Consider the following 13,098-nt stretch of genomic DNA (forward strand, 5'->3'; position numbering starts at 1 on the left):
GGCTTGCTGGCGGCGCTCGCCGTCATGCAGGGCGGGCCGCTGCTGCTCGTCGCGGCGCTAGCGCTCAGCGCCGCCGGCGATGCGTTCCTCTCGGGCGACGGCGAAAAGGCTTTCCTTGGCGGCCTGGCGAGCTTTCTTGCCGCGCATGTCGCCTATGTCGCCCTGTTCCTGGAGGCTGGCGGCGGGATCGGGCTGCTCACCGCCGAATCCTGGCGCGGCGCCATCGTGCTGGCGCTGGCGATCTTCGTTATCGTGATGCTCGCCGCGCTATGGCGGCGCGTCGGTCCTGCCTTGCGTATCCCGATCGCCGTCTATGTCGCGGCGATCCTGGCCATGGGCATCTCCGCGCTTACGACCTTCCATACCTGGGTTATCACCGGAGCCGTGCTGTTCGTGGCCTCGGACGGCTTGCTGGCGGCGGAGCGCTTCCTGCTAGCCGCGATCTCGCCGCATCGCGTCTGGATGCGCTATGCGGTCTGGGTGCTTTACTATGCGGCCCAGTTGGCAATCACGCTCGGTTTTCTCTTGAGTTAAGAGTTTGATAGCGCATGGTCTTGTCCGAAAACCGGTAACCACTTTTCGGGATCATGCTCGCGGCTGCCAGCCCGGCTCGGCAAGCTCGAAAGCTGCGAAGTCGAAACCCGGCGCCACCGTGCAGCCGACCAGCGTCCATTCGCCGAGGCTGCGCGCCGACTGCCACCAGTTAGCCGGCACGACGACCTGCGGCCGCTCGCCCGCGGCAAGTGCCGCGCCGAGCACCTGTTCGATGACGGCGCCGGAGCCTTCCTCATGCATGGCGAGCGCCAGCGGCGCGCCGGCATAGAAGTGCCAGACCTCCGCCGCATCCTTCACCCGGTGCCAGGCCGAAAGCTGGCCTTTCTCCAAAAGGAAATAGATCGCGGTGGAATGGCTGCGCGGGCCTCCCGAGGCATCGCGAAAAGTCTCGGCATACCAGCCGCCTTCGGGATGCGGCTGGAGGCCCAGCGTTGCGATGATTTCAGCGGCGCTGGTCATGCAAAGAGGTCTTTATTTTGATGCAGGTCTCGCCCCAAAACCGCGCGGTCTCTCTTTTAACGCAATTCCGGACGGAAAACCGTTTCACACTTTTCCTGGAATTGCTCCGCGCACTTTTGGGCGACATGCATTAGAAATGGTCCTTGCGCTTGCGAATCTCCGCGAACACTTCCGCGTCGCTCGCCCTCTCCATGCCGAGATGCTTGCGGATCGCCGGGTCGTGCCAGCGCAGGAACGGATTGGTCGACAGTTCCTGGCCGATCGTCGTCGGCAAGGTCGGCTTGTTGTCGGCGCGCAGCGCCTCGATCCTTGCGGCGCGTTCCTTGAGCGCTGAATTGCTGGGGTCGACGGTCAGCGCGAAGCGGGCGTTCGCCAAAGTGTATTCGTGGCCGCAATAGATGACGGTCTCGGCCGGAAGCGCGGCAAGCTTCTTCAGCGACTCGTGCATCACCGGCGGCTTGCATTCGAACAGCCGGCCGCAGCCCAATGCAAACAGCGTGTCGGCGGTGAAGGCCACCTTCGAGGCCGGCAGATGGTAGGAGACATGGCCGGCGGTATGGCCGGGCGTCTCGATGACCTCGATCCTTTCCTCGCCAAGGCGGATGACGGAGCCTTGCCTGACGGTCTGGTCGATGCCAGGGATCTTCGCCTTCTCGGCTTCCGGCCCGATGATGGTGAGCTTGAAACGCTCCTTCAGGGCCAGATTGGCTTCGACATGGTCGCCATGGTGATGCGTGGTCAGGATCATGGTCGGCGTCCAGCCGGCGCGCTTGATAGCGGCCAGGATCGGGGCTTCCTCCGGAGCGTCGATGATCGCCGTCTGCCCGCTTTCGGGGTCGTGAACCAACACGCCGAAATTGTCGGTGCGGCACATGAACTGTTCGATTTCGACCGGCATCTCGGCGCTCTCCGTTATCGCCGCAGACATAGGGCGCCCGGGCGCCGATGTCATCCGCCTTTGTTGAACTCGTCATTCATCGCGGCTACCGTCCGGCGCATGCATTCCGATATCGTCGATCTCCGCTCCTTCTATTCGACCACGCTCGGGCGCCTTGCCGAGCGCGCGATCACCATGGCGCTGTCGTCGATATGGGCAACCGTTCCGAACGAACGCCTGGTCGGCCTAGGCTACACGCTGCCCTGGCTGGAGCGCTTCGGCACCGACGCCGAGCGCGTCTTTGCCTTCATGCCGGCAACGCAAGGGGCGGTGGTGTGGCCGGCGACGGGACCGACGGCGACCGCGCTCGTCTTCGACGAGGAATTGCCTCTGGTCGATTCCTGCATCGACCGCATGCTGCTGGTCCATTCGCTCGAACATGTCGAGAATCCACGCGAGACGCTGAACGAGATCTGGCGCGTGCTGTCGCCGGCGGGCAGAGTCGTCATCGTGGTGCCCAACCGGCGCGGCGTCTGGGCGCGCTTCGAGCACACGCCCTTCGGCAACGGCCGGCCGTTCTCGCGCGGCCAGCTCACCGAACTGCTGCGCGAGGCGAATTTCACGCCGGCCGCATGGTCGGACGCGCTCTTCTTCCCGCCGTCGCCACGGCGCTTCATAATGCAGTTCCACAACGTGCTGGAGCGGGCCGGCCGGCGGTTCTGGCCGATCTTCTCCGGCGTCATCGTCGTCGAGGCGCAGAAGCGCCTCTACCAGGGTGTGCCTGTCGCGCAGCGCGCCTCGCGCCGCGTCTTCGTGCCGGTCTTCTCGCCGCAGGGCGCGACACGGCTTGGCCGGCAAACTTCCGATATAATACCCCGGACCAGGCGAGTGACGCGTTCGTGATCGGGGCCGAGCCTTGCGCCGCAAGGCAATCATCACCCTATCTCAGGGACGGGTTCGGGGCGCGGCTTCGACGCTGATGACCATTCCCGAAAGCAGGGATCTCACATATGGACTACCAAGCGGATGACAAGCCCGGCGCCGGACAGGCGGCGTTCTCGGTCGAGTCGAGCAGCCTCTCCGACCAATTGGCGGCGATCAGGCTGGCGCTGAAGACGTCGCCGGTGCGCAGGCAGCTCCTGTGGGCCTCGATCGGCATTGTCGGCGTCATCGTCGCGACCTCGATCGGGCAGGTCCTGCTCAACCGCTGGAACCAGCCCTTCTACGACGCCCTGGCGCGGCGAGACCTGCCGGGTTTCCTGCACCAGTTGATGGTATTTGCCGCAATCGCCGGCAGCCTCCTGGTGCTCAATGTCGGCCAGACCTGGCTCAACCAGACGATCCGGCTGAAGTTGCGCGAGGCGCTGACGCTCGACCTCATCGATGAATGGATGCGGCCGGCGCGCGCCTTCCGGCTCACCCATGCGGGCGCCATCGGCGTCAACCCCGACCAGCGCATGCAGCAGGACGCCGGGCATCTCTCCGACCTGTCGACCGATCTCGGCGTCGGCCTGTTGCAATCCTTCATCCTGCTTGTGTCCTTCATCGGCGTGCTGTGGGAGCTATCTTCCGGCTTCGTCTTCGATGTCGGCGGCCATTCGCTGGCAATACCCGGCTACATGGTCTGGGCGGCGATCCTGTATGCCGGCATCGCCTCCTGGCTGAGCTGGCTGGTGGGCCGGCCGCTGATCCGGTTCAACAGCGATCGCTACACGCGCGAGGCGGTGCTGCGCTCCTCCATGGTCCGCGTCAACGAGAATGTCGATGCCATCGCGCTCGCCCATGGCGAGGCGGACGCCAGGCGGCAGCTGGAGTTCGATCTCGGCAGCGTGCTCGGCGCCATGCGACGCATCTACGGCGCCCAGATCAACCTGTCCTGGGTCACCGATGCCTATGGCTGGATCACCGTGGTGGCGCCGATCCTGGTCGCGGCACCGGTCTATTTCGCGGGCGATATCAGCTTCGGCGGATTGATGATGGCGGTCGGCGCCTTCAACCAAGTGAATTCCTCGCTTCGCTGGTTCATCAACAATATCGGCGCCATCGCCGATTGGCGGGCAACGCTGATGCGCGTCGCCGACTTCCGCATCGCGCTCGGCGAAACGGACATCCTGCACGCCAAGGAAAAGCGCATCGAGTTCATTGAAAACGCGAATGGCAAGCTGACATTCGACAAGCTCGAGGTCGCCTCGCCCGATGGCTGCACGAGGCTTGCCGAGACGGATGTCGAGATAAAGGCCGGCGAGCGCGTCATGATCACCGGCGATCCGCGCGCCGGCAAGACGCTGTTCTTCCGCGCCATTGCCGGCCTCTGGCCGTGGGGAGGCGGCCGCATCGGCATGCCGGCAGGCGAGAGGCCGTTCTTCGTGCCGCGCACGCCCTATTTCCCGCTCGGCACGCTGCGCGACGTGCTCAACCATGCCGAAGGCGCCGGGGTCGACGACGCCGAGATTTCCGCGGTGCTCGGCGAAGTCGGCCTGGAGCGCCTGTCGTCCCAGCTCGACCGCCCGGCGCGCTGGGAGCATGAACTGGCCGACGACGAGCAGCGGCTGCTCGCCTTTGCCCGGCTGGTGCTGAGGAAGCCGAAATGGGTGATCATCGACGAAGCGTTGGATACATTCGACGGCGCCACGCTGCGGCGCGTGCTGGCGATGCTGCAGGCCAGGCTGCCGGACGCCGCCATCCTCAATATCGGGCGCGGCCTGCACAACAACCAGTTCTTCCCGCGCGCGCTCACCATCGTCAAGGACAGCGGCCGATCGGCGCTCAAGCCCGCCCGCCTTCGCGCCGGCGCGATCGAACCGCCACCAACTGCAGCGCGCGCCAGGAAATAGCTTTATTTCGCCGCGTTCGCCGGGAAGAATCCCGGCGTGGTGGGAGCCTGCCATGCTCAAGCTGCTCAGCCTGCTTGCATGCCTTGCCTGCGCCGAGGTAGCGCCAATGCCTGCAATCGACAGCACTGCCGTCGATGTCGAACTGGTGCTGGCCGTCGACATCTCGCAATCGATGGACGAAGGGGAGTTCGCTCTGCAGCGCGCCGGCTATGTCGAGGCGCTGCGCCATCCAAACTTCATCAGCGCGGTGCGCTCGGGCCCGAGGGGCCGCATCGCGCTCGCCTATTTCGAATGGGCGGGCGTCGTGCGCGACGACGGCGTGATCGCCTGGCAGGTCATCGACGGCGCGGACAGCGCCAACGCCTTCGCCGACAAGATCGCGGGCCGTCCGTTCCGGAGCTTTCGCGGCACCTCGATTTCCGGCGCTCTCGGCTTCGGCGCCGGGCTTCTGGAGAAAAACGGTTTTTCGGCGTCGCGCCGGGTCATCGACATATCGGGAGACGGGCCCAACAATGCCGGGCTGCCTGTCGCCCTGACCCGCGATGCGGCTTTGGCCAAGGGCATTGTGATCAACGGCCTGCCGATCCTGATCAGTCCGTCGCCGAGCATCAGCCGTCTCGACCGCTACTATGCCGATTGCGTCACCGGCGGCCCAGGTTCGTTCGTGCTACCGATCTACGCGGCGTCCGAATTCTCGACCGCGATCCGCCGCAAGCTGATCCAGGAAGTGAGCGGCGTCGGTGATGCCGAAAGCATCCGCGTCGATGCGGAGGCGCCGACCGACTGCCTGCTTGGCGAGCGGCTGCGGCAGCGGTTTTCCGATCCGTATTTTCCGGAGTTGGACAGGTGAGCCGGAGCGGCCAGGCGCTCCAATTTTTGTTTTTCGCAATTCCGGACGGAAGGCTACCGGCGAAGTCGCCGAGCCTAACCGCTGCGCTTTTCCTGGAACTGCTCTAAAGCGTATCGCGCTGAAACGGATTCAGGCGACACGCTTTAAGTCTTTGTTTTGATGCATGTCGTTCTCCCAAAACCGCTGCGCACTTTTGGGCGACTGCATTGGCGCCCTTAGGCCGCCCGGGCGCCGTATTTGGCGCGGAACTCGTCATAGCAATCGCGGCGCCAGCGCCGGCCGACGACATAGCCGCGCAGCAGTTCGGCTGGCGAGTAACCGAGCGCCTTGGACGACCGGTTGGCGAGATAGCCCGAAAATGCCTGCGGCAGCCTGCCCTTCAGGATGTCGGCTATGATCTGGCGTGCGATCATATAGGGCGGCACGTCGGGATAGCGGTCGGCGATGTAAGGGTGCTTGTCGATCAGGTTGGCATAGGCCTCGACATAACCGTCGCGTCGGCCGGAAATCGAATTTTCCGAATTGTACTTCTTCCAGTCGATATCATCCGACAGCAAGGCGCCGCTACGGTTGGCAAAACGCAGCAGCAGCTCGCGGTCCTGCATGCGCGTGATGTCGCTGTCGAAGCCGCCGATCGCAAGCAGCGATTCGTGCCGGGCGGTGATCGCCGAGCCGGCGATGAAGATCGTCTGCGAGACCAGGGCGCGCTGCAGCGTGCTTTTGTCGAGCAAGGCCTGGCGGTTGATGCATTTGGTGCTGCGGTTGCCTTTCACCGAGATGAAGGAACTGATCAGCACTTCGAGCGAAGGGTTTTTGTCGAAATGCGACAGCGTCCGGTCCAGGCGGTCGGGCAGATAGACATCGTCCGAATCAAGGAAGGTCACGATCGGCGCCCGCGCGCGCTCGATGCCCGCGTTGCGCGCGGCATTGGCGCCGCGCCATTTCGCGCCGACATAGATCAGTCGGGGATCGCGAATTTCGGCGAGCGCCAGGGCCGTTCCGTCGGTCGAACCGTCGTCGACGACGATGTGCTCGAAGCGGGTAAGTGTCTGGGCAAGAACGCTTTCCACCGCGCGCACAACCTGGCTGCGCCGGTTGTGCGTCGGCGTGATCACGGTGATCAGCGGAGCTGTGTCGGAAGCGGGCGGCATCTAACTTTCATTATCGGGCGGATAAGCGATGACCGGATGGATCTCGCACCTGCCCTTCCATGTCCGCCCCCCGCATGGATTCGATGAAACGCTACAGAAAAGAGTGATCTATGTCACCTAAAGCGTCGCGTCGGAACCAAGTTCAAACCGTATTCCTCAAAATCATGCGGTTTGAAAGCAACACTTTGCGGGCGATTTGTCCTTAACTGTGGCCCACATAGTCCGGCACGATCTCGATCTCGTCGCGAACGAGGCCGGCTGCGAGGCTGAAATGGCCGAAAAATGCCAGAGTGTAAAAGGCCAGGCCGACCGCCAGTGAAAACGGAATCTGCCAGATCGGCATGCCTGTTTGCGGCGCATGACCAATCACGCGTCGTGTCGTGCGCCACGACATCGTCCCCCAGCGTGTGAACGATTTGACGATACGCTGGGCGCGGGTGGGGGAATGGAGCTCGACGAATTTTCGGTCGGCATCCCTGCCGGTCACCAGCGCCCGCCAATAGAAGAACCGCCAGCCGCGCGGCGAGTAGTGATAGACGCGCGCATCGACATTGACGATCTCATGGCCCTCGCGCCAAAGCAGGTGCATCAGCAGCGTGCAGGAAACCTTGAAGCCGTTATGTGCCGGGAACGGATGGCTGGCAATCCAGTCGCGTTGGAAGGCAATGTTGTTGGCATTGATCGCACGTTTCGAAGCGAACCTTTCGTCCCCCCGGGCCATCGGGAAGAACCAGATCAAAGCAAAGGTTCGCGAGAAAAAATCGTCGTAGGAAAGATAGGTATGCCCGTTTACGCAGAGGGTTTCCGGGTGTTGGAAGGGCTTCAGCAGAGTTGAGAGCCAATCCCGCTCGGGGACGGTGTCGGAATCCAGGAAAACGACGATGTTTCCTTCGGTCAAGGGCACGCCATTGTTCTTGAGGTCGTAATACCGACCGCCGGAGCAGGCGGCGAATGTCAGTTCGGCGACTTGCATCAGTTGAGGCGATTCAGCTTCGATGCTCGCTTGCAGCAAATCGGCGTCCGAATCAGGCCCGCTATGCGACACGACAACTTTCGGCCTTGCAAAACCAGTTGCAGAAACGGCAGCAATTTCACGCGCCAGGGCCTTCAGGCCCACGCCGATCTCGTCCCAGTCAATGGATTTGGCATTCTCCATCTCCACGACGATCGAATAGGTTGGATGTTCAGCCATAGAGTTAACCACCACCAGCTTATCGGGATAGTCGCTATAGCCCTGAGCGTATGCTGTCAAACGATCAAAGGCGCCATTCTATTTGCGAGTTTCCGCTTCGATTGCGGTTCACCGATTGCTAGTTCTTCAAGAAGCCACGGATATAGTTTTTTCCGTGCCGGAAGCTCGATGAGTCGGTATATTCAGACAGGAAACGCTTTCTCCATTCGTCGTTGATCGCGTCGCGCTGGATTTCGAGACCTGACTCGAGGTTCGTTCCCCAGACGGGCTCTACACCTGCCAGCTGCGCGATCTTCTTGAGGCTTCCAACCGGATCTTGCTGAACTTGCTCATAGGTCAACGCAAGAAAAGGCAGTCCGTTTTTCGCGAACCAAGCATCCCAAGCCAAATTCTCCATCAAAATCTTCTCAAGCGACTCTGCAATCGCTCTGCTGTCGTAGCGCGGCGGTGCATGACTGGCTTCAGTGGAGCGGAATCTGCGGGTTTGCCGCGCGCGTGCCCAGGAGATCGCTTGGCCCAGCAGATCGCTGCGCGTCAAGCGCACATAGCGCGGGTTCGGAAGACTAGCCGGCAGGTTCACCTTCTTGGCCACTTGAGCGAACTGGCTCGCAAAGAGCTTAATCGCGTAGACTCCAGAAGAGGACCGTCCCTCCGTCAACGCACGAAGAAGCTGGGCGCTCGGTTCGCGCGGGTAGCCGGGCAGCTCAAGCAGCCGGCGACCGCCAAACCATTCCAGTGGATTGCCCAACCCGGCCGAAGCCATCAGTCCTGCAAGATGATTGCTGCCGCTGCGCGGTGAGGTGCAGACGAGGATTCCCGCCCGTATCTCCGACAGAATGTCCGGAGGGATTTTAACGGCCGGCGGCGACCGACGAAAAAGATGCATCCCGATCATCGCTTCAGCAAAAACACCGCCTGCTGGCCGAAGAAATTCCAGAACCACCAGGGCATGGACAGGCCGATCTTCTGGCCGTTGGCGTCGAGCGCGGTCGCCTTCTCGACCGTCGCGCCGAGCTCCTCGCACAAATTGACGAAGTCGCGGATGGTGCAGAAGTGGATGTTCGGCGTGTCGTACCAGGAATAGGGCAGGTCCTTGGTGACCGGCATCCTGCCCTTGATCAGCAGCGAGAAGCGCACGCGCCAATGGCCGAAATTGGGAAAGGAGACGATGGCGCGGTTGCCGATCCGAAGCAGCTCGTCGAGCACCAGCTTGGGATTGCGGGTCGCCTGCAGGGTCTGCGACAGCACGACGAAGTCGAACCCCTTGTCGGGATAGAATTCGAGATCCTTGTCGGCGTCGCCCTGGACGACGGAAAGGCCGCGCGCCACGCATTCGTTGACGCCGCGCTGCGACAGCTCCAGCCCGCGGCCGTCGACCTGCTTGGCCTCCTGTAGGAGTTCCAGCAGCAGGCCGTCGCCAGAGCCGACATCGAGCACGCGCGAATGGGCCGGGATGAGACCGGCGACGACCTCGAGATCGACGCGTTGGGCACGATTGACGCTCATAGGCTGAGCCCCCTGGCGCGGGCGGCCGAGGCGATGAAGCCGTTGATGGCCGCGAACAGTTCCGGCTCGTCGAGCAGGAAAGCGTCGTGGCCGCGATCGGTCTCGATCTCGACGAAGGAGACGGAGGCGCCGGCGGCGTTCAGTGCATGCACGATCGAGCGGCTTTCCTCGGTCGGGAACAGCCAGTCTGATGTGAAGGACACCAGGCAAAACCGCGTCTTCGTGCCGGCGAAGGCGTCGGCCAGCCGTCCGCCATGGTCGGCGGCAAGGTCGAAATAGTCCATCGCGCGCGTCAGATAGAGGTAGGAGTTGGCGTCGAAGCGGTCGACGAAGGTCATGCCCTGGTGACGCAAATAGCTTTCGATCTGGAAATCGGCGTCGAAACCGAAGGTGAGCGCCTCGCGGTCCTGCAGGTTGCGGCCGAACTTGCGGTGAAGAGCCGCCTCCGACAAATAGGTGATGTGGGCGGCCATGCGCGCTACGGCGAGCCCCTTTTCCGGACGCCTGCCGAAATCGAGATATTTGCCGCCGTGCCAGTCCGGATCGGCCATGACGGCCTGCCGCCCGACCTCGTGGAAGGCGATGTTCTGCGAGGAATGGCGGGCGCCGGTGGCGATCGGCAGCACCGAGAAGACGCGCTCCGAATGGCTGGCGGCCCATTCCAGCACCTGCATGCCGCCCATCGAGCCGCCGAGCACGCAAAACAGCTTCTCGATGCCGAAATGGTCGACCAGCATCAGCTGCGCGCGCACCATGTCGCGGATGGTGATGATCGGCAGGTCAAGGCCGTAGGGCCTGCCTGTCGCCGGATTGGTCGAGGCTGGCCCGGTGGAGCCGAGGCAGCCGCCGATGACGTTGGCGCAAATGACGAAAAAGCGGCTGGTGTCGATGATCTTGCCAGGGCCGATCAGCACCTCCCACCAGCCCGGCTTGCCGGTCACGGGATTGGCGTTGGCGACATGCTGGTCGCCGGTCAGCGCGTGACAGACGAGGATGGCGTTGGAGCGGGCGTCGTTAAGGGTGCCGTAGGTCTGGTAAGCGACCTGGAATGGCGACAGCACCGTGCCCGCATCGAGCCTCAGCGGCTTGTCGGGCCCGAACTGCAACACCGGGCTCGACGGCCGGTCGGCCTCGTTGTTGGTCCTTGCAGCGCGCTGAGCGGCCATTGCGTTCCCCATCCAGTCCGTATCGATCTCGCCGATGCGGTGTCCGGCCGGCAGCGGACAACAAAAAACCGGCTTGCCCTCGCAAAGCCGGTTACAGGTTGCAAACGGCCCTTTAGCGAATTGTTTAACGTGGCTGCAAGCCGACCGGCCAAATCACCACGGGAAGTCCGGCTGCTCTTCTAGGACCAGCGCCGCGCTTCGTCAACGGGCAGCAACTTGAGATCGGCATCTCGGCGCGAGCGCCGGCACTCGACATTCCGGGCCATGGCCTGTATTTCCGCAGCGGCCTCCGGACGGACGCCTTCTCGACGGATTTGTGACATGAAGCAGGATCAGCCACGTCCGACGCCCCGCGCGGGCATCATGGACATCGAGGCCTACGTGCCTGGAAAAAGCACGGCGCCGGCCGGCGTGACGAAGGTCTACAAACTGTCGTCGAACGAGAATCCGCTCGGGCCTTCGCCGAAGGCGATCGAGGCGGCGCGTGAAGTGGCGGCGAAGCTCGACGTCTATCCCGACGGCTCCGCCCGCCGGCTGCGCGAGGCGATCGCCGACGTGCATGGCCTCAACGCGGCAAACATCATCTGCTCCAACGGCTCCGACGAGATTCTTGGGTTGCTCGCGCAGACCTATCTCGCGCCGGGGGATGAAGCCGTGTTCACCGAACACGCCTTCATGGTCTACAAAATCTACATTCAGGCCGCCGGCGCCAAACCGGTGGCGGTCAAGGAAACCGACGAGCGCGCCGACATCGATGCGATCCTCGCCGCGGTCACCCCGGCGACGCGGATCGTCTTCCTTGCCAATCCCAACAATCCGACCGGCACTTACGTGCCTTTCCAGGAAGTGCGCCGGCTGCATGCCGGATTGCCGAAGAACGTGCTCCTGGTGCTCGACGCGGCCTATGCCGAATATGTGCGGCGCAACGACTATGAAGCCGGCATCGAGCTGGCCGGCAGTTCCGAAAACGTGGTCATGACACGCACCTTCTCCAAGCTCGGCCTCGGCGGCGCGCGCATCGGCTGGATGTACGGACCTGCGCATATCGTCGATGCGATCAACCGGGTGCGCGGCCCCTTCAACGTCAATGCGACTGCGATCGAGGCCGGCATCGCGGCCATCCGCGATCGCGCCCATGTCGAGCGCAGCGTGGCGCATAACGAGAAATGGCTGACCTGGGTCAGCGAGCAGGTGACCCTGCTCGGGCTGCGCGTCACGCCCAGCGTCGGCAATTTCGTGCTGATCCATTTTCCCGACGACAAGAGGCATTCGGCGGCGGCTGCGGACGACTATCTCGGCGCACGCGGCTATATCCTGCGCCGCGTCACCGGCTACGGCTTCCCCAACGCGCTGCGCATGAGCATCGGCACCGAAGAGGCCAATCGCGGCGTCGTCGAAGCGCTGACGAGTTTCCTGAAAAGCTAGAGCACCATGACATCACCGATGTTCGAAAGAATAGCGCTGGTCGGCATCGGCCTGATCGGCTCGTCGCTCGCCCGCGTCATCCACCGCGAGCGGCTTGCCCGCCATATTGCCATCGCGACTCGCAGCCAATCGACGCTCAAGCGCGCCGAGGAGCTTAATCTCGGTGATTCCTACACGACCGATGCCGGGGAAGCGGTGCGCGATGCGGATCTCGTCATCGTCTCGGTTCCGGTCGGTTCGTCCGGCGAGGTCGCCGCCGAGATCGCGCCGGCGCTGAAGAAAGGCGCCATCCTGACCGATGTCGGCTCGACCAAGGCCTCCGTCATCGCACAGATGCAGCCGCATGTGCCCGACGGCGTGCACTTCATCCCCGGTCATCCGCTGGCGGGCACCGAAAAATCCGGGCCGGATGCCGGCTTCGCCGACCTCTTCGACAATCGCTGGTGCATCTTCACGCCGCTGCCGGGCACCGATCTTGAGGCGCTGGAGAAGCTGTCCGAATTCTGGCGGCGCTGCGGCTCGAACATCGACACGATGGACCCGCAGCATCACGACATGACTTTGGCCATCGTTTCGCATCTGCCTCATATCATCGCCTACAACATCGTCGGCACCGCCGATGATCTGGAATCGGTGACCAAGACGGAAGTCATCAAATATTCCGCTTCCGGTTTTCGCGACTTCACCCGCCTGGCGGCGTCCGACCCGACCATGTGGCGGGATGTGTGCCTGCACAACAAGGATGCGATCCTGGAAATGCTGGCGCGCTTCTCGGAGGATCTGGCCTCGCTGCAGCGGGCGATCCGCTGGGGCGACGGCGAAAAGCTGTTCGACCTCTTCACCCGCACGCGCGCCATCCGCCGCTCGATCATCGAGGCCGGCCAGGACATCGACGTGCCGGATTTCGGCCGCCAGGCGGTCGAACATCCAGCTTCCAAGACCTGAGCATTCTCAGCCTATAATGACGGCCAGTGGGCCGCCATCATGGCCTGTGTCTCGGCCCTGTCCGGCGCGCCGAGCCGGCCGCCGAAGCGCAGGCATTTGAGCGCGGCGGCGGCGCTGGCAAAGCGCAGCGCCTGCTCG

Annotated in this window: 13 protein-coding genes, 1 pseudogene and 1 riboswitch; of the genes and pseudogenes, 6 read left to right on the forward strand and 8 right to left on the reverse strand. The window is 63.3% G+C overall.

Features of this window, described 5'->3' with window-relative positions; genetic code table 11:
- On the forward strand, positions 1-534 hold a 534-nt coding region (locus DH10_RS16895), incomplete at its 5' end, for a lysoplasmalogenase family protein (RefSeq protein WP_192385011.1).
- A 51-nt stretch (positions 535-585) separates the two neighbouring features.
- Here DH10_RS16895 and DH10_RS16900 read toward each other — a convergent pair.
- Together DH10_RS16900 and gloB are read right to left on the reverse strand one after the other, a co-directional pair.
- The gene (locus tag DH10_RS16900) at positions 586-1,014 is read right to left on the reverse strand and encodes a cupin domain-containing protein (RefSeq protein ID WP_192251548.1); all 429 of its coding nucleotides are present in this window, start codon (positions 1,012-1,014) and stop codon (positions 586-588) included.
- Positions 1,015-1,144: 130 nt separating this feature from the next.
- Positions 1,145-1,912 (reverse strand): hydroxyacylglutathione hydrolase, encoded by a 768-nt coding sequence (gloB, locus tag DH10_RS16905; protein WP_192251545.1) that lies wholly within the window; start codon positions 1,910-1,912, stop codon positions 1,145-1,147.
- A 99-nt stretch (positions 1,913-2,011) separates the two neighbouring features.
- Here gloB and DH10_RS16910 point away from each other — a divergent pair, with 99 nt between their 5' ends.
- The 3 genes from DH10_RS16910 to DH10_RS16920 all read left to right on the forward strand — a co-directional run bounded on the left by DH10_RS16910 (position 2,012) and on the right by DH10_RS16920 (position 5,575).
- Positions 2,012-2,794: a class I SAM-dependent methyltransferase gene (locus tag DH10_RS16910; RefSeq protein ID WP_192251541.1), complete on the forward strand. Its 783-nt coding sequence runs from the start codon at positions 2,012-2,014 to the stop codon at positions 2,792-2,794.
- Between the two features lie 107 nt (positions 2,795-2,901).
- The gene (locus DH10_RS16915; RefSeq protein WP_192385012.1) at positions 2,902-4,725 is read left to right on the forward strand and encodes an ABC transporter ATP-binding protein/permease; all 1,824 of its coding nucleotides are present in this window, start codon (positions 2,902-2,904) and stop codon (positions 4,723-4,725) included.
- 52 nt (positions 4,726-4,777) lie between these two features.
- A complete protein-coding gene (locus DH10_RS16920; protein ID WP_192385013.1) occupies positions 4,778-5,575 on the forward strand; it encodes a DUF1194 domain-containing protein in 798 nt (265 codons plus the stop codon).
- Between the two features lie 215 nt (positions 5,576-5,790).
- Here the strand turns inward: DH10_RS16920 and DH10_RS16925 are convergent, their stop codons facing one another.
- From DH10_RS16925 to metX, 5 genes are all read right to left on the reverse strand, one after another.
- Positions 5,791-6,726 (reverse strand): glycosyltransferase family 2 protein, encoded by a 936-nt coding sequence (locus DH10_RS16925; protein WP_192251533.1) that lies wholly within the window; start codon positions 6,724-6,726, stop codon positions 5,791-5,793.
- 202 nt (positions 6,727-6,928) lie between these two features.
- Entirely contained in the window at positions 6,929-7,918 is a 990-nt protein-coding gene (locus DH10_RS16930) for a glycosyltransferase family 2 protein (protein WP_192251530.1), read from the reverse strand.
- A 118-nt stretch (positions 7,919-8,036) separates the two neighbouring features.
- Positions 8,037-8,813 carry a Stf0 family sulfotransferase gene (locus tag DH10_RS16935; protein WP_192385014.1) on the reverse strand — a complete coding sequence of 259 codons (777 nt, stop codon included), beginning with the start codon at positions 8,811-8,813 and terminating at the stop codon, positions 8,037-8,039.
- Positions 8,810-9,424 (reverse strand): methionine biosynthesis protein MetW, encoded by a 615-nt coding sequence (gene metW, locus DH10_RS16940; protein WP_192251524.1) that lies wholly within the window; start codon positions 9,422-9,424, stop codon positions 8,810-8,812. Before metW ends, DH10_RS16935 begins: the two co-directional genes overlap by 4 nt.
- Positions 9,421-10,590, reverse strand: coding sequence for a homoserine O-acetyltransferase MetX (metX, locus tag DH10_RS16945; RefSeq protein ID WP_192251521.1), 1,170 nt, complete (start codon positions 10,588-10,590; stop codon positions 9,421-9,423). Before metX ends, metW begins: the two co-directional genes overlap by 4 nt.
- 92 nt (positions 10,591-10,682) lie before the next feature.
- Positions 10,683-10,760, reverse strand: a riboswitch (SAM riboswitch).
- A gap of 151 nt (positions 10,761-10,911) precedes the next feature.
- On the opposite strand from metX, the gene hisC reads away from it, so the two are divergent.
- Together hisC and DH10_RS16955 are read left to right on the forward strand one after the other, a co-directional pair.
- Positions 10,912-12,015, forward strand: a complete 1,104-nt coding sequence (hisC, locus tag DH10_RS16950; protein WP_192251518.1) for a histidinol-phosphate transaminase — start codon at positions 10,912-10,914, stop codon at positions 12,013-12,015.
- Positions 12,016-12,021: 6 nt separating this feature from the next.
- On the forward strand, positions 12,022-12,960 hold the full coding sequence (locus DH10_RS16955) for a prephenate/arogenate dehydrogenase family protein (protein WP_192251515.1): 939 nt from the start codon (positions 12,022-12,024) through the stop codon (positions 12,958-12,960).
- A gap of 11 nt (positions 12,961-12,971) precedes the next feature.
- Here the strand turns inward: DH10_RS16955 and DH10_RS37005 are convergent.
- A pseudogene (locus DH10_RS37005) lies at positions 12,972-13,098 on the reverse strand (sugar kinase); the annotation flags it as partial.

The organism is Mesorhizobium silamurunense (genome assembly GCF_014843825.1).
GTDB classification, from domain to species: Bacteria; Pseudomonadota; Alphaproteobacteria; order Rhizobiales; family Rhizobiaceae; genus Mesorhizobium; species Mesorhizobium silamurunense.